This is a genomic window from Mesorhizobium sp., assembly GCF_024509055.1.
GTDB lineage: Bacteria > Pseudomonadota > Alphaproteobacteria > Rhizobiales > Rhizobiaceae > Mesorhizobium.
This window is the reverse complement of sequence record NZ_JANINM010000403.1, coordinates 1-20,107: the sequence shown is the minus strand read 5'-3', so window position 1 is coordinate 20,107 and position 20,107 is coordinate 1. Positions and strand designations below refer to the sequence as shown.

The window sequence follows — 20,107 nt, the reverse complement described above, 5'->3', positions numbered from 1 at the left end:
CCAAGGCGCCGTCGTCAGAGAAGATCTTCCTCAACGAAGCTGGCCAGATCGAAGGCCTGTTCTAGGAAATCCGTACTCCCCAAGGCGCAAGACCACGGAGCGCCCTTCAAGTCTTGGCACATCGTGCCAAGACTTTCTTTTTGCGTGGTTGCCGGCGGCTAAGTCAGCCCAATTGCAGTGGCGACGCCGCCGCGCGGGTCAATGCGCAGCGGCGAAGAGCCACGTCGAAATGGGATTGTCTCAGCCGGGGTGCAATCGGCTCCGCGGGATTAAGCGGCGCGAGCGAATGATGCCTGAACCCCATATTCGAGGCAGGAGTCCAGGATGGTATGCCAAAGGCTGTCGGCGAAACTGGTGAAGACGAGCATGTTGAAGACAGCGAGCCCGTCCGTGCCATCAACCTCGCGCCAGATGTTCATCGCCGTATGGTCGATGGAGGTTGTCGCCGCGGCACCAAGTGGAAACGCCGCGTCATCCAGATCCAACGAGCAAAACTTCGCCAGCGCCTGACGGGCGCTAGGCCCGCCGATCCGGATCAGGCAGCGCCCGTCCGACTGGTCGGAGAGCGACGCAACGCCGGCAAAGGCCTCCGACAGTCTGGAAAACTGATCATCTCCCGATCGCGCGGAAAAGGCGATGAACTGGTCCGGGCCTGACCAGATCAGCGTGGCATGCCGACTCGCCGCGGCACTGGGAGAGGTCGGCGGCTCGATGCCGAATACCTTTTTGGCCGCCTTTGCGGTCTCAGCCGTCCTGCCACGCCGGGCCATGACCTGAACCAGGCTGATGTCGCGAAGCTCCTCCAGCGTAACGCCGCCTTGCGTAGCCGTTGCGCCGTGGTGGCCAGGAACGAGCGCACTCTCCAGCGGCGATTGGGTGTTCCAGGAAAATTCAGCCACGCTGGCGTACTCCTTCTGGATCGTAGAAGACGGGGCTGCAGATTTCGGCCTCGTAATCCTCGCTCCGCAGGGGGTCATGGATACGAACGATCTCACCAACGCGCTCTCGTCCGCGTTCGACCAGACCAAGGCCGATCCACTGTTCGAGCATTGGCGAGAAGCAGACCGAGGTGACGTAGCCCTGGTCGGTTTGCGGGCCTGGGGTCGCGCCCTTGGGTATGACATGGGCGCCAGAGCGCAGGCGGCGGGCCCGGTCCACCGGCTTTATGCCGACGACGACCTGACGGTTCGAGGCCGTCAGCGCCTCGCGGCCGGCCATGACGCGGCCGATGAAATCCTTCTTCTTGGACATCATCTTGCCGAGGCCGAGGTCATCGGCCGTGGTTGTGCCATTGAGCTCGGGGCCGGCGACATGGCCCTTCTCGACGCGCATGACGCCGAGCGCTTCGGTACCGTAGGGCGTCACCCCATAAGGCTTGCCGGCGATCATCAGGTTCTCGGCCATCGCCGCGCCGTAGCGGGCCGGCACCGAGATCTCGAAGGCCATTTCGCCAGAGAACGAGATGCGGAACAGGCGAGCGGTTACGCCCCCGCGCAGCTTGACCTCGCGGACGCCCATGAACGGGAAGCCCTCATTGGTTAGATCCTCCGACGGGTCGACCAGGGCCTGCAGCAGTTTGCGCGTGTTCGGCCCGGCGATTGAGAACTGCGCCCACTGATCGGTGGCGCTGGTCAGTTGCACGTCGAGTTCCGGGAACAGCACCTGTCGGCAGAACTCGAGATGCTGCATGACCGGACCGGCCTTGGCCGTGGTGGTGGTGAGGAAGTAATGGTCTTCGGCCAGGCGTGAGGTCGTGCCGTCGTCCATGACGATGCCGTCCTCGCGCAGCATCAGGCCGTATCGCGCCTTGCCGACCGCCAGCGAGGAGAAGGCATTGATATAGACGCGGTCAAGGAAGGTTCCTGCGCCCGCGCCGCGGACGTCGACCTTGCCGAGCGTGGAGACGTCGCAGAAACCGACACCGTTGCGCACGGCCTTGACTTCGCGGGTCACCGATTCCAGCCAGTCTTTCTCCCCTGCGCGCGGATACCACTGAGCGCGCTTCCATAGCCCCGTGTCGACGAACACAGCACCCTGTCTGCCGGCCCAATGGTGGGACGGCGTGAGCCGCGTGGCATGGAAATTCTCGTCGCGATGGTGGCCGGCAAACGCGCCAATGGCGACGGGCGCGTATGGTGGCCGGTAGATTGTCGTGCCGGTCTCCGGGATGGTGCGACCGGTGGCCTCGGCCATGATGGCAAGGCCGTTGATGTTGGATGTCTTGCCCTGGTCGGTGGCCATGCCAAGCGTGGTGTAGCGCTTCAGGTGCTCAACGCTTTCGAAGCCTTCCCGCTGGGCCAGGGTCACATCGGACGCCGTAACGTCGTGCTGGAAGTCGACGAACGCCTTGCCCTTGCCTTTGACATGCCAGAGCGGCGAGATCGCGTAGGCCTCATCGTCAGCCTTCGCTGCCTCCCCGGGCTTGCTCGCGGCACCGCATTCGGCCGCCGCTTTCGCACCGGCGTTATGCCCTTCACGAAGGCAGCCGGCGAGCGAGAACTCACCATTGGCGGCACCGGCCATGGCCATCCCCTTGGGGGCCCCGCCCGGCACAAAAGCCGCGATATCTTCGCGCCAGACTGGCTTGCCGCGGTGGAAGCACGACAGACCTACATTCGGATTCCACCCTCCCGAGACGGCAAGGCAGTCCGTATCGATACGCTGCGTGCGGCCGTTCCTGTCGGTTACGGCGACACCGCTCACACCGTCGACACCGCCCTTGACGTCGGATACGACCCCGGCGAGCACGCGCAGGTCGTAAGTGTCGACGAGCCTGCTGTATTGCGACGGCGCCTCGCCGCGCGGATCGACGACCGCAGCGATATTGGCACCGGTCCTTTGGATGGCCTCCACCGTGCGCCAGCCATCGTCATTGTTGGCAAACAACGTGACACGCTTGCCGGGCAGGGCCGCGAAGCGATTGACATAGGTGCGCACGGCGGATGCCATCATGACGCCAGGCCGATCATTGCCAGGGAAGACGATCGGCCGTTCAATCGCGCCGGCCGCCACCACCGAGCGCCTGGCAACGATGCGCCAAAGCCGCTGCCGGACCTGATGGCGATCCGGCATCGGGACGTTATCGCTGACGCGCTCGAGCGCGGCATAGGTGCCGCCGTCATAGACGCCGAACAGCGCCGTCCTGGTCATCATTCGGACATTGGGCAGCGCAGCGAGCTCGGTGGTCGCGCGACGCAGCCATTCCCTGGCGTCCAGGCCATCGATCTCGCCGCCGTCGCTGAGCAGGCGACCGCCGAACAGCGTGTCTTCCTCAACGAGGATGACACGCGAGCCGGCGCGGCCCGCGGCAAGCGCCGCCGACAGGCCAGCGGGACCGCCCCCGACCACGAGCACGTCGCAATGGGCCCAGGCCTTGTCGTAGTGGTCCGGATCAGGCAATTCGGCGCTCTTGCCGAGGCCCGCGGCGCGACGGATCATCGGCTCGTAGATCGACTCCCAGAACTTCGCCGGCCACATGAAGGTCTTGTAGTAGAAGCCGGCAACGAAGATCGGGGCGAACAGCTGATTGATCGACATGAAATCGCGGCGCAATGACGGCCAGCGGTTCTGGCTGTTCGCGATCAAGCCGTCATAAAGCTCCTGCGTGGTCGCCCTCGTGTTCGGCTCACGCCGGGCGCCGGTGCGCATCTCGACAAGCGCGCTCGGCTCTTCCGAGCCGGCGGTGAGGATGCCACGGGGGCGATGATACTTGAACGAACGCGCAACCAGCTTGACGCCGTTGGCGACAAGGGCGGAGGCCAGCGTGTCGCCGGCGAAGCCGGTCATTGCCTTGCCGTCGAAGGAGAACTGGAGCGGCTGCCGACGGTCGATCATGCCCTCACTGTGCAGCCGGTGGGACTGGCTGGCGGGCGCGACGCCCGTGCGGTGATCGGCCTCCATCGGCGCGGTCCTGGCGAGAGGTTCGGATTGGGAATAGCCCGACATGGTCATTCTCCCGTCCGCGGCGCTTGAGCGGCGCCCGCGCCTGGAGCCGCCGTCACGGAAATAAATTCATGGGTGACGGTATTGCGCTGGGCCACGAGCCAGGAGCGGCAGCCGCCGCCGTGATACCAGTATTCGTGCATGACGCCCGCCACGTTGTCGCGCAGGTAGACGTAGTCGTAGAAGGCATCCTCGACACGCTCGGGACTCTCCCCGCCATCCGCAGCGAAGTTCGGCCGCTTGGGCGAGGCATCGCCGAGGTAGGTGAACTCGCCATTCTCGCGTTCGCCGCAGAAAGGACATGCAATACGCATTCCGCCAGTCTCGCTTTCAGTGCAGGTTCGGCTGGGCGCCCTGGCCCTTTTCATCGATCATCGCGCCGCGGCGGAACCGGTCGAGCCGGAACAGCGCCGCCTCGGGATGCGGTTCGTCGCGCGCGAGAAGATGGGCGAAGACGAGCCCCGATGCCGGCGTCGCCTTGAAGCCGCCGTAGCACCAACCCGCGTTGAGGTAGAGGCCGTCCACCGGCGTCTTGTCGATGATCGGCGTGCCGTCCATTGACATGTCCATGATGCCGCCCCACTGCCGCAGCATGCGCACGCGGCCGATCATCGGGATGATGGCCATGCCGCCCTCGCAGACATCTTCCATGACCGGCATGTTGCCGCGCTGGGCGTAGGAATTGTAGCCGTCTAGATCGCCGCCAAACACCAACCCGCCTTTGTCCGACTGGCTGACATAAAAATGTCCTGCGCCGAAAGTGATGACACCTGGGATCAGAGGCTTGATGGCTTCGGAGACAAAGGCCTGCAGCACGTGGCTTTCGATCGGCAGCTTCATGCCAGCCATCGCGGCTACCCGCGACGAAGAGCCGGCGACCGCCATGCCGACCTTGCCGGCGCCGATCCGGCCGCGCGAGGTCTCTACACCGGTCACCTTGCCATTGGCGTCGCGAACGAAACCGGTGACCTCGCAGTTCTGGATGATGTCGACGCCGCCTTCACTGGCGGCCCTGGCATAGCCCCACACGACCGCATCATGGCGAGCGGTGCCGCCGCGCCGCTGCAAGAGTCCGCCCATGATGGGGAAGCGGGCATTGTTGTAGTTCAGGAACGGCAATTCCTTGCGGAGCTGCTCCGCGTCGAGGAGTTCGGCATCGATGCCATTGATGCGCATGGTGTTGCCACGGCGGGCGAAAGCGTCGCGCTGCGCGTCGGAATGATAGAGGTTGAGGACGCCGCGCTGGCTGACCATCGTGTTGTAGTTGAGGTCCTGCTCCATGCGCTCCCACAGCTTCATCGACAATTCGTAGAAGCCGGTGTTGCCGGGAAGGCCGTAGTTGGAGCGGATGATGGTGGTGTTGCGGCCGGCATTGCCGGAGCCGATCCAGCCCTTTTCCAGCACCGCCACGTTGCGGATGCCGTACTCGTGGGCGAGAAAATAAGCCGTCGCCAGTCCGTGGCCGCCACCGCCGATGATGACCACGTCATAGCGGCTCTTGGGCGCCGGGTCACGCCACGCCCGCGTCCATCCCTTGTGGCCGGACAGCGCGGCCTTGGCGAGCGAAAAGATCGAATATTTCATCGCATGTATTCCGGCGAAAAAGTCACGTCGTGCGGATCAGCGCCCGGTCGGGAAATCGGGCGCCGATCCTTAGCTGGTTACCGGTCAGACATCCAGCGTATGATCGCGCTCCCACTGGGTGAAGTGCGAGGCGTAGGAGTTCCACTCCTGGGTCTTCAGCTTGATGTAGGCAGAGGAAAACTCCTCGCCCATCGCCGCCTTCAGCTCGGCGTCGTCGTCATAGGCGCGAAGCGCATCAAGCAGATTGAGCGGGAGCTTCGCGCCATGCGTGACGGTATGTCCGTCCTTGTACATGTCGATGTCGCTGCGTTGGCCTGGGTCGGCCTCGGTGCGGACGCCGCTGAGGCCTGCAGCGATGATGGCTGCCTGCATCAGGTAAGGGTTGGCAGCACCATCAGGCAGGCGCAATTCGAAGCGGCCGGGACCAGGCACGCGCACCATATGGGTGCGGTTGTTGCCGGTCCAGGTCACCGTGTTCGGCGCCCAGGTCGCGCCGGAGATGGTGCGCGGTGCGTTGATGCGCTTGTAGGAATTCACCGTCGGATTGGTGATCGCCGCCAGCGCCGAGGCGTGCTTCATGATGCCGCCCAGGAAGTGCCTGCCCTTTTCCGACAGACCCAACTCCATGTCCTTGTCGGCGAATGCATTGGTCTTGCCGCCGAGATCCCATACCGAGATATGGGCGTGGCAGCCGCTACCGGTGAGGCCCTGGAAGGGCTTCGGCATGAAGGTCGCTCGCAGGCCGTGCTTTTCGGCGATCGACTTGACCATGAACTTGAAGAAGGAGTGCTTGTCGGCCGTCGCCAGAACGTCGTCGAAGGCCCAGTTCATTTCGAACTGGCCGTTCGCATCCTCATGGTCGTTCTGGTAGGGCTGCCAGCCCAGGTCGAGCATGGCGTCGCAGATTTCGGCGATGACGTCATAGCGGCGCATCACGGCCTGCTGGTCGTAGCAGGATTTGGACGCCGTATCGTACTCGTCGCTGATGTGCTTGCCGTCGGGCGTCACAAGGAAGAATTCCGGCTCGACGCCAGTCTTGACGCGCATACCTTCCTTGGCGGCTTCGGCAACGAGCCGCTTCAGGGTGTTGCGCGGCGCCTGGGCGACGCCCTTGCCTTCCATCAGGCAGTCAGAGGCAAGCCAGGCGACTTCAGGCTTCCACGGCAGTTGTATCACCGACGAAGCGTCCGGCACCGCCAGCATGTCGGGATGCGCTGGGGTCAGGTCGAGCCAGGTCGCGAAGCCGGCAAAGCCGGCACCGTCCTTCTGCATGTCCCCGATGGCCTGCGCCGGGACCAGCTTCGCCCGCTGGCCGCCGAACAGGTCCGTGTATGACACCATGAAGTATTTGACGTTGCGGACCTTAGCGAATTCTTGGAGATCAGCCCCCTCCGACTGATCGGTTTTGGCTTCAAAGGCCTTATTCATCTGCACTCCTCCCAATTTCTTGTGGTTTAGAAGCCGCCCTGCCCCGGCACCCAGCTCGTCCCTGCGAGGGGTACACCGGCCATGGCAGCCGCTTCGATCGAAAGCGCGCAAAGATCTTCCGGCTCGAGATTGTGCAGGTGATTTTTGCCGCAGGCACGCGCGATCGTCTGCGCTTCGAGCGTCATCACCTTCAGATAATTCGCCAGCCGACGCCCGGCTGCGACCGGATCGACGCGCTTCATCAGTTCGGGATCCTGCGTGGTGATGCCGGCGGGATCCTTGCCCTCATGCCAGTCGTCGTAAGCGCCGGAGGTCGTGCCAAGCTTTTGGTATTCGTCCTCCCAACGCGGATCGTTGTCGCCGAGCGCGATCAGCGCCGCGGTGCCGATCGATACGGCGTCGGCGCCGAGTGCCAACGCCTTGGCGACGTCGGCGCCATTGCGGATGCCACCAGAGATTATGAGCTGTACCTTGCGGTGCATGCCGAGGTCCTGGAGGGCCTTCACAGCGGGCCTGATGCAGGCAAGCGTCGGCTGGCCGACATGTTCGATAAACACCTCCTGCGTGGCGGCCGTGCCGCCTTGCATGCCGTCGAGCACCACAACGTCGGCCCCGGCCTTCACCGCAAGCGCGGTGTCGTAGTAGGGCCGCGCGCCGCCGACCTTGACGTAGATCGGCTTTTCCCAGTCGGTGATCTCGCGAATTTCGAGGATCTTGATCTCGAGATCGTCAGGGCCGGTCCAGTCGGGGTGGCGGCAGGCCGAGCGCTGATCGATGCCCTTGGGCAGCGTGCGCATCTCCGCGACGCGGTCGGAGATCTTCTGGCCGAGCAGCATGCCGCCGCCGCCTGGCTTGGCACCCTGGCCAACGACGATCTCGATGGCGTCGGCGCGGCGAAGGTCACGCGGGTTCATTCCGTAGCGCGACGGCAGGTATTGATACACCAGCGTCTTGGAATGGCCGCGTTCCTCTTCGGTCATGCCGCCGTCGCCAGTGGTCGTCGAGGTGCCGGCGATGGTCGCGCCACGCCCGAGAGCCTCTTTGGCGGGGCCGGAGAGCGAGCCGAAACTCATGCCCGCCACCGTGATCGGGATCTTCAGTTCGATCGGCTTTTTGGCATGGCGCGAGCCCAGAACCACGCTGGTGTCGCAGCGCTCGCGATAGCCTTCCAGCGGATAGCGCGAGATCGAGGCGCCGAGGAAGAGCAGGTCGTCGAAATGCGGGACCTTGCGCTTCGCGCCAGAGCCCCGGATGTCGTAGATGCCCGTTGCCGCCGCGCGCCGGATTTCCGACATCGCGTAATCGTCGAAGGTCGCTGACTTGCGCGGCGTCGTCGGAGGATTGTGATAGCTCATGTTCGCCCTCAGTATGCGTCAGCGTTGTCGATGTTGAAGTTGTAGAGCGTACGGGCCGAGCCGTAGCGGGTGAACTCTTCCGGCTTGGCATCCTTGATGCCGGCACGGTCGAGCAGATCCTGCAGGATCGCGATGTGCTCGGCACGCATCTCCTTTTTGATGCAATCCGCGCCGAGGCTCTTGACGTTGCCACGGACGAACAGCCGCGCCTCATAGATCGAGTCGCCGAGCGCATCGCCGGCGTCGCCCAGCACCACCAGGTTGCCCGACTGCGCCATGAAGGCCGACATATGGCCGATATTGCCGCGGACAACGATGTTGATGCCCTTCATCGAGATGCCGCAGCGCGACGAGGCATTGCCCTCGATGACGAGAAGGCCGCCGCGACCGGTGGCGCCGGCATACTGGCTGGCGTCGCCTTTGACCACGATCGAGCCCGACATCATGTTCTCGCCGACGCCAGGGCCGACGGAGCCGTGCACGGTGATGGCGCCGCCGGCGTTCATGCCGCCGCAGTAGTAGCCGACGTTGCCCCGGACATCGATGGTGACCGGCTGGTCGACGCCGACGGCGACTGAATGACTGCCTTTCGGGTTGAGCACTTCCCAGGCGGTCTCGTTCGAGCCCGGAGCGAGATTGTGCAGAGCCTGGTTCAGCTCGCGTAGCGAATTTTTGCCGAGGTCGAAGACGCGCTGCGCGAAGTCCACTTCACGCGACGGCGCCGTGGCAACATTCGAAATATTCATGATCCTCAATGCTCCCAGAAATAGACAGTGGACGGCTCCGGCTCCCAGACCCTTGCTTCCTCGATGCCAGGCAGGTTGGCCAGGGCGCGGTATTCCGAACCGAAGGCGACGTACTGGTCAGTCTCAGCCATCACGGCGGGCTTGCAGGCGATCGGGTCGCGGACCACCCCGAAGCCGTTCTTGGTGCCGACCACAAAGGTAAAGAAGCCGTCGAGGTCGTCGAGGCTGCTCTGCAGCGCCTCGCCGAGATTCTGACCGTGAGCGATCTTGGACGAGAGATAGGCGGCGGCGACTTCGGTGTCGTTCTCGGTCTCGAAGCGCATGCCGTCGCGGATCAGTTCACGACGAAGATTGTTATGGTTCGAGAGCGAGCCGTTGTGCACGAGGCACTGGTCCGGGCCGGTCGAGAAAGGATGCGCGCCCAGCGTGGTCACAGCGGACTCGGTCGCCATGCGGGTGTGGCCGATGCCGTGGCTGCCGGACATGTTGGTCAGGTCGAACCGCTTGACCACGTCGGCCGGCAGACCGACTTCCTTGTAGATCTCGATCGCCTCGCCGGCGCCCATGAGGCGCGCGTTGGGGCGCAGTTCGGAGATCGCGGCGCGGGCCTCCTCAAGTTTGTCGACCGGCACGTCGAAAACGGCATGCGTCGACTTCACCGTCGATGAAACCTTGGCTCCGATCTTCTTGCCGAGCTCCGCTTCGAGGCCGGGGAAATCCGTGGCAGGGGCCGGAGACTGAATGGTGATCTTGGCGCGTCCCTTCGCTGCCGCGCTGTCATAAATGGCTATGCCGGCGCTATCGGGACCGCGGTCGGTCAATGAGACCAGCATTTCCGACAGAAGGGCACCCAGTCGTGGCTCAAGTGATTTGTCTTTCAGAAAGAGTCCAACGATCCCACACATCCCGGTCACCTCGATTGGTTGTTACCTATCGTAATGCCTAGCAGGTTCCCAATTGCAATTCAACTGTCATGAATTTTTTTTTCCTGTAGAAAAACACGCCGGCTCAAATGCCGGGCGGTCCGGGCTATCCTTTTCGATAGCGGCAGGCTTGGTCGACACGCTCGGCTTGCCGGCCCCGGGAGCCATCATGTCAAATGTCGAGAAAGTCCTTGAAGCCCAGGCCTCGGCAGCGATTGTCCGGACGCGCAAAGGCATAGAACCCGCGGCTCCTCAAGAGCGCATAAATGGCTGTGCGCGACAACCGTGCGTCCCCCTGGACGCGCGAGGAACGCTGTCAGAGCGCTTTGATTGCGGTCGTTGTTTTGCGAACCTGCGGCTCGGGTCATGCGCGATGACGTCATCAGCCCTTCGCAAGGCTTCAATTCGCCCACAGCCACAGTTGGCCGAGCAATGGGCGGCACGCTGCAAATGCCCCTGCAGGGCTACCTTAGCCTTTTCCGCGTCCGCGGGGATAGGAGATGATCGACAGGTATCGCATCGGCAAGTGCGTCAGTTCTTCGGGACCGTGCGGCGCATCGGCGTCGAAGAACAAACTGTCGCCCGGGGTCATGCGGTAGAGGTTGCTGCCGTGGCGGTAAACCACCTCGCCTTCCAGCATGTAGAGGAACTCCATGCCGTCATGCTGGAAGGTCGGGAAGACATCCGAGTCTTCCGTCAGCGTAATGAGGTAGGGCTCGACGACGACGCTGGTATCCGAACCGATATGGCCCAACAATGTATACTGATGCCCGGCCCGCGTGCCACGCCGTTCCACATCCACGCCCGATCCGGCCTTGACGAAGACGGCCTTGCGTTCTTCCTCGAAGCTGCGGAAGAACGCGGTGAGCGGTACCCCGAGCGCGTGCGACAACGACTTCAGCGTGGTCAACGACGGCGAGGTGATGCCATTCTCGATCTTGGACAGCATGCCGAGTGAAAGACCTGTGGTCGCGGCAAGATCGGCGACGGTAATGCCGAGTTTCTTGCGAAGGGCGCGAACCTCGTGGCCAATGGCGACCTCAAGCACGTTCTCACGCGTGTCGCGAACGGCGTGGGGATCCTGAACAAGGGGGGCGCTGCGAGGCAGTGTGCTAACTGTCGCCGCACCCGGTCCTTTTGCGCGAGCCGGCGACTTGCCGACCTTCTTTGCTGCTTGAGTCTTCGCCATATCAATGCCACCCGCTGATTCCATCTTATTCACTAACAGTAAACATTTTAAGCGCAAGGCACAACCGGCGGGCATCGAAGCAACCGATTGGATTTCAAGCACCTGGCACGGCCCGGCAAGTGAGTGCCGTAAGCGGGCTATGGCATCCGCAGTATTTCAGGCCGCAGACATTGCGACCAGATGGCTCGTCGTGCAACAAATTGCCGCAAGACAACCGCACATAATTGGAAGTTGCTGCACAGATGAGCTTCTAGATTACCAAAGGCTGGCAAGCATTCGTCGACTTGTATCGACGCATCGATTGCCGCGGCTTCTTGTCCGCGCGTGAACCGGTCCCGCCAGTGAAGCACACTGCCTTTGACAGGTACGATCATTTCGCCAGGGCAATTGATGCCTGCCAGAGTGTAAACGGCAAGCTGGTGCACCGTCCGTCAGGCCGAGGACGGAATGACCCCGTAGGTCACGCCCTTCTGGCTGAGCCAGCGTCGATAGGCGATGGCAGACTTGTCGGCCCGGATCGGGGTCTCGGCGCGCGGATCGAGCGGCAAGCGCTTCGGCACCTGGTTTTCCAGTATCGGCTTGTCCTGACCGAAGATGAGAAGCTGGAAACGGCGAATGAATGTGTCGTCATGCTCGTCGTCGAGGATGCTCAGAAGCATGTGCGCGCGAATCCGCTCGTGGTCCATTGCCTGCAAAAACAGGCAGATCACGTCCATGCGCCGTTCATCGAGCGGACTGGACTTGTACAGAACCGAGCAGAAAGGATGCGGAACACGATAGATATAGTCAACGTCGGCGCCGCTGGTGGAGACAGTTGAAGCCATTGGCTGAAAGAAGCGGCAGCGGGTGGCAAGAATTTCGTCGCGATCCACCGATATCTCGACGTCGTACTCCTTCACCTCCGTGCGCGGCTCAGCGCCGAGGATACCGGCATGCACGTAGGGAAAGTGGCCCATGTCGAGGAAATTCTCGATGGCGCGCGGCGCTGAAACATTAACTCCGACGGAAGCGACGGCGACGTTGCGGCGGTCGGGCTCATGGTATTCGGGGATGGGAAATATCGGCTTCGGCCTACCCGGCGAGGTCCAAACAAAGCCGTAAGCGCTTTGGACGGGCAAAGTCGTCGCAGATTTGTCTTCGGCGCGAAAAACGCGGAAATCGCCACCAGCAGCGCGCAAGATGCCAAGTCGCTGCCCCAACAGCCTGGTCTCCATGCTTGCCCCCAATGGCAAGGCATCGGTCGCGCACAAGGGATGCCACAAATCGAGAAGAGCCTGATCAACGCAATTGAACATGCCAAATCCCTGAGCGACCGGTGAAGTCTGGTGTCTGTTTTGGCGTTCCGCCGCCAGTTTCGGATGTCGACAATAGCTCCGACGGCTCCCGTCAAGAATGACGGAAACATCGCGGTTCATATCCAAGATTCAATTGATCGCGGAATGCGGTGAGCACACAAGGCCGAGACTATGGCGCCGTGTCGGACCTTCATCTTGGACATCAATAGGATTGTTACAAGCATTTCGTCGCGCCTTGGCTACCGATACCCTTGCGAAGGGCGCGCTGTGACTGGCGATTCTTGCAGGAATCGCCATAGCACCCAATCAAACTGCGATGGGCGACATGGAAAAAGTATTCTGCGGAACAGCGTTCCACACTCCCGAAAGGGGTGTTGTCGAGATGCTGAGGGACGTCACGATTGTTGTCGACAACAACGGGACCATCCAGCAGGTCCTTGACCCGAACGAGCCTGGGGCTGGCGCGGCCCAAGAGCGTGCCCGTCAGTCAGGCCGCTTCAATGGACTGGGGCCGACAGAGGTCTTGATCCCAGGTCTGGTAGACCTCCACATCCATGCTCCCCAGTGGCCCCAGCTCGGGAAGGCCCTTGATGCTCCCCTGGAGGCATGGCTGCAGAAATACACGTTTCCATTGGAATCCCGATACGAGGACCTCGAATTCGCGCAAGAAATCTACACCGATCTTGTCGCTACCCTGCTCGCGAACGGCACGACGACGGCAGTCTACTTCGCCACGATCCACGTCGAGGCCTCGCTGCTGCTGGCGCGGATCTGTCTGGAACGGGGCCAACGGGCATTTGTCGGCAAGGTCGCGATGGACGACAAAGACCAGTGTCCCGACTTCTACCGCGACGCCTCCTGCGAAGCAGGCATCTCCGAGACACGCGCTTTCATTGAACGGCTCCGCGCCCTGGCACCGGAGCCCGATCCGCTTGTCCAGCCAATCATTACTCCGCGATTTATCCCGAGCTGCTCGAACGACCTGCTTGAAGGGCTCGGCCGCCTCGCAAGCCAATATGATTGCCGGGTCCAGACGCATTGCAGCGAAAGCGACTGGGAGACTGCGTTTGTCCAGTCGCGGTTTGGAAAGACCGATACGCAAGTGCTTGCGGACTATGGCTTGCTTCGAGAAGGCACGATCCTAGCGCACGCGAATTTCGTCTGTGACGAGGACCTCGATCTCATCCGCAAGAACAGCTCGGCTGTAGCGCATTGCCCGCTGTCCAATGTCTACTTCGCTAACGCCGTCTTCCCGCTGCGGACGGCGCTCGATCGCGGCGTCCGCGTGGGGTTGGGTACCGACATTTCGGGCGGATACAGCGCATCGGTTCTGGACGCCTGTCGGCACGCACTTATCGCTGGCAGGATGCGAAACGGCGGCGTCGATCCAACCCTCCCAATGGATCGCAGAGGTATCCCGGGCTCTACCATTAGCGCGGCCGAAGCCTTTTGGGTTGCGACCAGGGGCGGGGCGGAAGCACTTGGAATCAACGCTGGCAAGTTTGCACCCGGGCAGAAATTCGATGCGGTTTCACTCGATCTTGCCGCGCCGTCTTCCAACTTGCGCATTTTCCCTGGGTTCGACAGCGATGCCGATTGCTTCGAAAAGATCGCTCTGAATGCGACCCGCGCCAACATCTCGGCGGTTTGGGTCAACGGGTCCCAAGTCTGTGGAACCGCACCCCGCACTGCTTCGATGTTCTAAAGCATGATCCCGAAAAGTGGGATCCGGTTTTCGGAAAAGATCATGCTGTAGCAATAGGATAGAGCGGGATGACGTTTCGAAGAAAAGTCATCTCGCTCTAGCGCCGCTGCTCAGGAGAAAATGGCGTTTGCGGTGTTCTCCGCCTCATTCGCCGGGGTGCGGAAGCCGCGCTGGTGACGCACCGCTTTCGGAGAGAGGCCAAACAGCTGCTTGATATGGCGCGAAAAATGAAATGGTGTCTTGTAGCCGCATTGATAGGCGATCTCGGAGACCGAAAGGCCGCTGTGAAGCAGCAGGAAATGCCCGCGTTCTGCCCGTTTGCGCCAAAGATAACGGATAGGAGTCTCGCCCACGTGCCGCCGGAAAAGTGTGTTCAGGTGCTGTGACGTGATGCCGACCGTGTCTGCAAGCTCGCTGACGGTGAAGGTCTTTGCGTAACTGTGTTCAATCGTCGATCGCACCAAGACGACCGGCTTTGGAATATTGAGACTTTCTTCAAGGATATGAGCTTCATGGAAGAATTCCATGAACAAGGCGTAGCCAATGGCGTTGCGAAGCATATTTGCACTCTGGTTCATGCCTCTGCCAAGCTGAATGCCGAAACGTTGCAGGGTGGCTACCTGCTGTGACGTTTGCAGTCGGATCGGTTTGCCGCGCAGCTTTTGTACGACAGACTCCGGCAAGGTTGCCGGCATGGTTTCGCACCAGGTGACCCTGTCCGACTGACCGCGCTCGTACTCGGCCAGGTAATATCTGTCGTTGCGAAAGACCGCGCACTGCCCCTTCTCGAGACGAACAGATTCATTGTCGCATGTGATTGTGGCCGCGCCTTCCGTCATCAGCACCAGGCTGACATGTTTGTTCAACAGCGGACCGAACACGCCACCATTGGGATAGAACGCTTCGCCAAAAGCGAACCCGTAGGCTGAGTTGGTCATTGTCGTCATCGGCTCGTCCAACCTTGAGAAAGGCGCTGCCCGATCCTTCTCCGGTTCGATTGGAGTTAAGCGGCCGGCGCTCGCCGATTCAAGCGGCTATTTATTTCCAGATATGTTTTGGATTGCGCACGGCATTCCCGCGCGCCGCCCCTTTGCCCATAGTCAATATCTCTGGTTGGTTTCAATCGACCGAGACACCCGATGTGACCGGGTGATTGCCGCACAACAAAAGAAGCGACCAAAGCGCAAGGGGAACGATGCCATGAGATTGACAAGACGCGACGCCCTGAAATTCGGCGGCTCGGCAGGATTGCTGGTGGGAGCCTCGGCTATGACAGGCCGAGCGTGGGCGCAGGCGCCCATCAAGGTAGGCGTGGTCAATGCGTCTCCTGCCACCGAGATCGGCTGGAGCAAGCAGCATGCGCTCGGCGTGGACGCCATGAAGGCGGCCTTGGGCGATGCCATCTCGGTAACGGTCCTCGATAACATCTTTGTTCCACAAGACGCCGAGCGTGTTTTCCGCGAGCTCGCCACGTCCGGCAACAGCCTGATCTTCGGCACCAGTTTCTCGCTCGGGGCGCCGATGCAAAAGGTGGCCGCGCGTTTCCCCAAGGTGGCCTTCGAGCATTGCTCGGGCATCGTCCACACGGCGAACATTGGAACTTTCGAAGCCAAGTACCACGAAGGCGCCTATGTCGGTGGTGTCGCGGCCGGTCATATGAGCAAGACCAACAAGATCGGCTTCATCGGCGGCTTTCCGGTGCCCGACATCGTCGGCCCGGCCAACGCGCTGCTGCTCGGTGCCCAGAGCGTCAAGCCTGAAATCACCTGCAACGTCATCTTCCTGAATTCCTGGTTCGACCCAGGCAAGGAAAAGGAAGCAGCCAAGGTGCTGATTTCGCAGGGTTGCGACGTAATCTGCGGGATGACGGATACCGGAGCGAGCAGCGAGGTGGCTGGCGAAGCCGGGCATTGGTCGATCGGCTATGCCAGCGACATGTCCAAGTTCAGCTCCGGCAAGCAACTGACGGCATTCATGCTGGACTGGTCAAGCGACTATGTCCACGCCGCGAAAGGCGTTCTGGCCGGCGACTGGAAATCGGACGTGCGCTGGGATGGCCTGGCGGCGGGTGTGGTCAAAATGGCGCCTTACAACCAAACCATCCCCGCCGACGTCATCGCAAAGCTCAAGCAGCTCGAGGCCGATATCGGTTCCGGCAAGGTCCATCCCTATGCTGGCGAGCTCAAGGACCAGGACGGCAACGTCAAGGCGGCCGCGGGAGCGGTGCTTTCGGACGCCGACATTCGTGGCATGAACTGGTTCGTCAAGGGGATCATCGGCAAGCTTTCCTGATCGGCCACGCCCAGGGCCCGAGCCGCAACGGCGTCAACCGTTCCGGCTTCCGGTCTTGCCCGTCCCACCCGCCCAAGCATGGCAGGATAAACGATGACGCCCCGTCTCGAACTACGGGACATCTGCAAACGCTATCCCGGCGTCGTTGCCAATGACGGCGTATCGCTCTCGATCATGCCGGGAGAGATCCACGCTGTTCTTGGCGAGAATGGTGCCGGAAAATCGACGTTGATGAAGATCATCTACGGCGCCGCACAAGCGGATTCTGGCGAGATCCTTTTCGATGGCAAACCAATTGCGTCACCCGATCCGGCCAGCTCGCGCGCGCTCGGCATCGAGATGGTCTACCAGCATTTCGCGTTGTTCGAATCCGTTAGCGTGGTCGAGAACATCGTGCTTTCGACCACGGGCGGCTTTCATTTGGAAACGCTGGCCAGGCAGGTCACCGAGCTGTCCCAGCACTATGGCATGCCGATCGATCCGTGGCGGCGGGTGCATGACCTTTCGGTCGGCGAGCGGCAGCGCGTCGAGATCGTGCGCTGCCTGCTGCAGGCACCGAAGCTTCTCATCCTCGACGAGCCGACTTCGGTGCTGACACCGCAGGCGGTGGTCAAGCTGTTCAACACCTTGCGCCAGCTTGCCGCCGAAGGTTGCTCGATCCTCTATATCAGCCACAAGCTCGACGAGGTGCAGGAGCTCTGCGACACCGCCACGGTTCTGCGCAACGGCCGCGTCACCGGCACATCGCTGCCGAAGCAGTCGACCGCGCTTGAACTCGCGCGCCTGATGGTCGGCTCCGAGCTTCCTGAAATGCGCGTCGGCCATTGCCTGCGCAGCCCGGCTCCGGTCCTGCGCGTGCGGGGGCTTTCATCACCCGAACTGAAGAACGTGTCTTTCGAGGTCCATGGCGGCGAAATCGTTGGTCTTGCCGGTGTTTCCGGCAACGGCCAGGCAGGGCTGGTCGCCCTGCTGAGCGGCGAGCAACAGCATTGCGAGGCCGATGTCGTCGAAATTAACGGCAGGCCGGTCGGCCGTCTCGATGCCAGCGCGCGGCGACGGCTGGGCATGGCCTTCGTGCCCGAGGAAAGACTTGGTCGCGGAGCGGTGCCGCCACATGCGTTGTGGGAGAACGCGGTGTTGACCGGCCATCGTGCCGGGCTGGTCCGCAACGGTCTGGTCGACCGCAAGCGCGCACGAGACTTCGCCGGTTCGGTCATCGAGAAATTCAAGGTCAAGGCAAACGGTCCGCGGGCCAGCGCCCAAAGCCTTTCGGGCGGCAATCTGCAGAAATTCATCGTCGGCCGCGAGATCGCCCTGCAGCCCAGGCTGTTCGTGGTGGCGCAGCCGACATGGGGTGTCGACGTCGGAGCGGCTGCCTTCATCCGCCAGGCGCTGGTCGATCTCAGCCGGGCCGGGGCGGCTGTCCTGGTGATCTCGGAGGAACTCGATGAGCTGTTCGAGATCAGCGACCGTTTGCTGGTCATCTGCCAAGGGCGCGTCTCGCAGTCGTTGCCACGCAGCCAGACCACTCCAGAGGAAGTCGGACTGCTGATGACCAGCATCGCTCCCAACGACGAAAATGGCCGGAGAAGCCAAATTGCGCTTCAAGATTGAACAACGACCGGAGCCTTCCGCCGCCATGCGCGTCGCCGCTCCCGTGGCCGCGACCATCCTTACCCTGCTGGTCGGCTCCGTGCTGTTTGCCGGGCTTGGTTACAATCCGGTCGTGACCATGAAAGCCTTCTTCGTCGAGCCGCTGGGCTCCATCAATGGCCTGTCCGAATGGCTGCTCAAGGCCTCCCCTCTTATCCTGATCGGCTGCGGTCTCGCAGTCGGATTCCGCGCCAATGTCTGGAACATCGGCGCGGAGGGCCAGCTCATCATCGGCGCCGTCGCGGCCTGGGGCTTCGGCTATCTTTATCCCGATCAGGAGAGCCCGCTGCTCTTGCCGCTGATGTTGGTGGCAGCCTGCTGCGCCGGTATGGCTTGGGCCGCGATTCCCGCTTTCCTGCGCGCACGGATGAACACCAACGAGATCCTCGTCACGCTTATGCTGACCTATATCGCCACGCTGATTTTGTCGTGGTTGGTGCACGGACCCTGGCGAGATCCGGCAGGCTTCAATTATCCGCAGACCGCCCTGTTGCCGCCAGCGGCGATGTTCCGGCCCTTCGACGAGGCCTATCGGCTGAATTCGTCGATCTGGATCACGGTGATGGCGGTGGTCCTCAGTTGGCTGTTCGCCGATCGCAGCTTCCTGGGCTACAAGATGTCGGTAAGCGGTGCAGCCCCGCTGGCCGCGCGCTATGCCGGGTTCCGTGAATCCTCCGCGGTCTGGACGGGGCTGCTTGCTGGAGGAGCCGCCGCGGGCATAGCGGGCATGGCTGAAGTCGCCGGCCCGCTCGGGCAGCTGTCGCCACAGATTTCACCAGGCTACGGGTTCGCTGCCATCATCGTTGCCTTCATCGGCAGGCTGAACGCCTTCGGCATCGTGCTGGGCGGACTGTTGATGTCGTTGCTGTTCCTGGGCGGCGAGGCGGTTCAGCTCTCGCTTGGGCTGCCTTCCGCCCTGACGCGGGTCTTCCAGGGCATGTTGCTGTTCTTCCTGCTGGCCGCCGACTTCTTCATCTTCTACCGCATACGTCGCGTGCCGGAGTAAGCCTGATGGACCTGTTCGTCGCCATATTCACCGGCACGATCGTCGCCGCCACGCCGCTGATCTTCGCGGCGCTCGGCGAACTGGTGGTGGAGAAATCCGGTGTGCTCAACCTCGGCATCGAAGGCATGATGCTGGTGGGCGCTGCCTTCGCCTTCTGGGCGGTGGTTGCCGGTCTGCCGATGCCGCTCGCAATCCTTTCGGGTGCGCTGGCTGGCGCGGGCGCCTCGCTGCTGTTCGGCGTGCTTGCGCTGACCTTCCTCACCAATCAGTATGCCGCGGGATTGGCGCTCGCCATCTTCGGTTCGGGCGTCTCAGCCTTCCTTGGCCGCAATTTCGGCAGCGCCCCCATCGAAGCGCTGAAGCCAATCCATGTTCCGTTCCTGTCCGATCTGCCGCTGGTCGGACCGCTGTTCTTCCGCTTCGACCCGCTGGTCTACCTGGCGCTGGCGATGTTCCTGGCCATCAGCTGGTTCCTCTACCGCGCCAAGGGCGGCCTGGTGCTGCGCACCGTCGGCGAGTCACCCGAAACGGCGCATGCGATCGGCTATCGGGTGGTCAAGATCCGCTACATGGCCGTCGTGTTCGGCGGCCTGATGGCGGGCTTGGCGGGCGCATATCTTTCGGTCGCCTATACGCCGTTATGGGTAGAGAACATGACCGCTGGCAAAGGCTGGATTTCACTGGCGCTGGTCGTGTTCGCCACATGGCGACCGCTGCGCGTGCTCATCGGCGCCTGGCTGTTCGGCGGCATGACCATTCTGCAGCTTCAGGGACAGGCACTCGGTCTCGCGGTGCCGTCCGAACTGCTGTCTGCCCTACCCTATTTCGCGACGATCGTGGTGCTCGTCATCATTTCGCGGAACCGGCAGATGTTGGCCCTGCACTTCCCCGCCTCCCTTGCGCGCCCTTTCAGGCCGGCCAGCTAGGCAGCGACGACAACCTTCGACCTACCAGAGGTTCACGTGACGACGAACGAAGCCGCCGTGAGC

General features: G+C 62.3%; 16 protein-coding genes. 5 read left to right on the top strand and 11 right to left on the bottom strand.

Features of this window, described 5'->3' with window-relative positions; all coding sequences use genetic code 11:
* Nucleotides 1-269: 269 nt before the first annotated feature.
* From Q0L57_RS21320 to Q0L57_RS21275, 10 genes are all read right to left on the bottom strand, one after another.
* On the bottom strand, nucleotides 270-899 hold the full coding sequence (locus Q0L57_RS21320) for a sarcosine oxidase subunit gamma (protein WP_296745015.1): 630 nt from the start codon (nucleotides 897-899) through the stop codon (nucleotides 270-272).
* Nucleotides 892-3,900 (bottom strand): sarcosine oxidase subunit alpha family protein, encoded by a 3,009-nt coding sequence (locus Q0L57_RS21315; RefSeq protein WP_296745018.1) that lies wholly within the window; start codon nucleotides 3,898-3,900, stop codon nucleotides 892-894. Before Q0L57_RS21315 ends, Q0L57_RS21320 begins: the two co-directional genes overlap by 8 nt.
* Before the next feature lie 47 nt (nucleotides 3,901-3,947).
* Entirely contained in the window at nucleotides 3,948-4,256 is a 309-nt protein-coding gene (locus Q0L57_RS21310; RefSeq protein WP_296745014.1) for a sarcosine oxidase subunit delta, read from the bottom strand.
* A 16-nt stretch (nucleotides 4,257-4,272) separates the two neighbouring features.
* Nucleotides 4,273-5,526: a sarcosine oxidase subunit beta family protein gene (locus Q0L57_RS21305; RefSeq protein ID WP_296745013.1), complete on the bottom strand. Its 1,254-nt coding sequence runs from the start codon at nucleotides 5,524-5,526 to the stop codon at nucleotides 4,273-4,275.
* Nucleotides 5,527-5,610: 84 nt separating this feature from the next.
* Nucleotides 5,611-6,954, bottom strand: a complete 1,344-nt coding sequence (glnT, locus tag Q0L57_RS21300) for a type III glutamate--ammonia ligase (protein ID WP_296745012.1) — start codon at nucleotides 6,952-6,954, stop codon at nucleotides 5,611-5,613.
* Nucleotides 6,955-6,980: 26 nt separating this feature from the next.
* Complete coding sequence (locus tag Q0L57_RS21295; protein WP_296745011.1) at nucleotides 6,981-8,309, bottom strand: FMN-binding glutamate synthase family protein; 1,329 nt, start codon at nucleotides 8,307-8,309, stop codon at nucleotides 6,981-6,983.
* A gap of 8 nt (nucleotides 8,310-8,317) precedes the next feature.
* Nucleotides 8,318-9,055, bottom strand: a complete 738-nt coding sequence (locus Q0L57_RS21290; protein ID WP_296745010.1) for a GXGXG domain-containing protein — start codon at nucleotides 9,053-9,055, stop codon at nucleotides 8,318-8,320.
* 5 nt (nucleotides 9,056-9,060) lie between these two features.
* Nucleotides 9,061-9,960: a glutamine amidotransferase family protein gene (locus tag Q0L57_RS21285; protein WP_296745009.1), complete on the bottom strand. Its 900-nt coding sequence runs from the start codon at nucleotides 9,958-9,960 to the stop codon at nucleotides 9,061-9,063.
* Nucleotides 9,961-10,447: 487 nt separating this feature from the next.
* On the bottom strand, nucleotides 10,448-11,167 hold the full coding sequence (locus Q0L57_RS21280) for a helix-turn-helix domain-containing protein (RefSeq protein WP_296745017.1): 720 nt from the start codon (nucleotides 11,165-11,167) through the stop codon (nucleotides 10,448-10,450).
* A 431-nt stretch (nucleotides 11,168-11,598) separates the two neighbouring features.
* Complete coding sequence (locus Q0L57_RS21275; protein ID WP_296745016.1) at nucleotides 11,599-12,462, bottom strand: aromatic ring-hydroxylating dioxygenase subunit alpha; 864 nt, start codon at nucleotides 12,460-12,462, stop codon at nucleotides 11,599-11,601.
* A 325-nt stretch (nucleotides 12,463-12,787) separates the two neighbouring features.
* Here Q0L57_RS21275 and guaD point away from each other — a divergent pair, with 325 nt between their 5' ends.
* Entirely contained in the window at nucleotides 12,788-14,167 is a 1,380-nt protein-coding gene (gene guaD / locus Q0L57_RS21270; RefSeq protein WP_296745008.1) for a guanine deaminase, read from the top strand.
* A gap of 110 nt (nucleotides 14,168-14,277) precedes the next feature.
* Here the strand turns inward: guaD and Q0L57_RS21265 are convergent, their stop codons facing one another.
* A complete protein-coding gene (locus Q0L57_RS21265) occupies nucleotides 14,278-15,114 on the bottom strand; it encodes an AraC family transcriptional regulator (protein WP_296745007.1) in 837 nt (278 codons plus the stop codon).
* A gap of 253 nt (nucleotides 15,115-15,367) precedes the next feature.
* Here Q0L57_RS21265 and Q0L57_RS21260 point away from each other — a divergent pair, with 253 nt between their 5' ends.
* The 4 genes from Q0L57_RS21260 to Q0L57_RS21245 all read left to right on the top strand — a co-directional run bounded on the left by Q0L57_RS21260 (nucleotide 15,368) and on the right by Q0L57_RS21245 (nucleotide 20,044).
* A complete protein-coding gene (locus Q0L57_RS21260; RefSeq protein WP_296745006.1) occupies nucleotides 15,368-16,459 on the top strand; it encodes a BMP family ABC transporter substrate-binding protein in 1,092 nt (363 codons plus the stop codon).
* Between the two features lie 93 nt (nucleotides 16,460-16,552).
* On the top strand, nucleotides 16,553-18,073 hold the full coding sequence (locus tag Q0L57_RS21255; protein ID WP_296745005.1) for an ABC transporter ATP-binding protein: 1,521 nt from the start codon (nucleotides 16,553-16,555) through the stop codon (nucleotides 18,071-18,073).
* The gene (locus Q0L57_RS21250; protein WP_296745004.1) at nucleotides 18,057-19,118 is read left to right on the top strand and encodes an ABC transporter permease; all 1,062 of its coding nucleotides are present in this window, start codon (nucleotides 18,057-18,059) and stop codon (nucleotides 19,116-19,118) included. Before Q0L57_RS21255 ends, Q0L57_RS21250 begins: the two co-directional genes overlap by 17 nt.
* Before the next feature lie 5 nt (nucleotides 19,119-19,123).
* Complete coding sequence (locus tag Q0L57_RS21245; protein WP_296745003.1) at nucleotides 19,124-20,044, top strand: ABC transporter permease; 921 nt, start codon at nucleotides 19,124-19,126, stop codon at nucleotides 20,042-20,044.
* The last annotated feature ends 63 nt before the right edge of the window (nucleotides 20,045-20,107 follow it).

What these genes read in the sequence shown, in the direction of transcription:
- Q0L57_RS21280 (WP_296745017.1), bottom strand. Translation starts at nt 11,167, where the DNA reads ATGGCGAAGACTCAAGCAGCAAAGAAGGTCGGCAAGTCGCCGGCTCGC.
- Q0L57_RS21290 (WP_296745010.1), bottom strand. Translation starts at nt 9,055, where the DNA reads ATGAATATTTCGAATGTTGCCACGGCGCCGTCGCGTGAAGTGGACTTC.
- guaD (WP_296745008.1), top strand. Translation starts at nt 12,788, where the DNA reads ATGGAAAAAGTATTCTGCGGAACAGCGTTCCACACTCCCGAAAGGGGT.
- Q0L57_RS21315 (WP_296745018.1), bottom strand. Translation starts at nt 3,900, where the DNA reads ATGGAGGCCGATCACCGCACGGGCGTCGCGCCCGCCAGCCAGTCCCAC.
- Q0L57_RS21295 (WP_296745011.1), bottom strand. Translation starts at nt 8,309, where the DNA reads ATGAGCTATCACAATCCTCCGACGACGCCGCGCAAGTCAGCGACCTTC.
- Q0L57_RS21255 (WP_296745005.1), top strand. Translation starts at nt 16,553, where the DNA reads ATGACGCCCCGTCTCGAACTACGGGACATCTGCAAACGCTATCCCGGC.
- Q0L57_RS21265 (WP_296745007.1), bottom strand. Translation starts at nt 15,114, where the DNA reads ATGACGACAATGACCAACTCAGCCTACGGGTTCGCTTTTGGCGAAGCG.
- Q0L57_RS21245 (WP_296745003.1), top strand. Translation starts at nt 19,124, where the DNA reads ATGGACCTGTTCGTCGCCATATTCACCGGCACGATCGTCGCCGCCACG.
- Q0L57_RS21305 (WP_296745013.1), bottom strand. Translation starts at nt 5,526, where the DNA reads ATGAAATATTCGATCTTTTCGCTCGCCAAGGCCGCGCTGTCCGGCCAC.
- Q0L57_RS21260 (WP_296745006.1), top strand. Translation starts at nt 15,368, where the DNA reads ATGAGATTGACAAGACGCGACGCCCTGAAATTCGGCGGCTCGGCAGGA.
- Q0L57_RS21275 (WP_296745016.1), bottom strand. Translation starts at nt 12,462, where the DNA reads ATGTTCAATTGCGTTGATCAGGCTCTTCTCGATTTGTGGCATCCCTTG.
- Q0L57_RS21310 (WP_296745014.1), bottom strand. Translation starts at nt 4,256, where the DNA reads ATGCGTATTGCATGTCCTTTCTGCGGCGAACGCGAGAATGGCGAGTTC.
- Q0L57_RS21285 (WP_296745009.1), bottom strand. Translation starts at nt 9,960, where the DNA reads ATGTGTGGGATCGTTGGACTCTTTCTGAAAGACAAATCACTTGAGCCA.
- glnT (WP_296745012.1), bottom strand. Translation starts at nt 6,954, where the DNA reads ATGAATAAGGCCTTTGAAGCCAAAACCGATCAGTCGGAGGGGGCTGAT.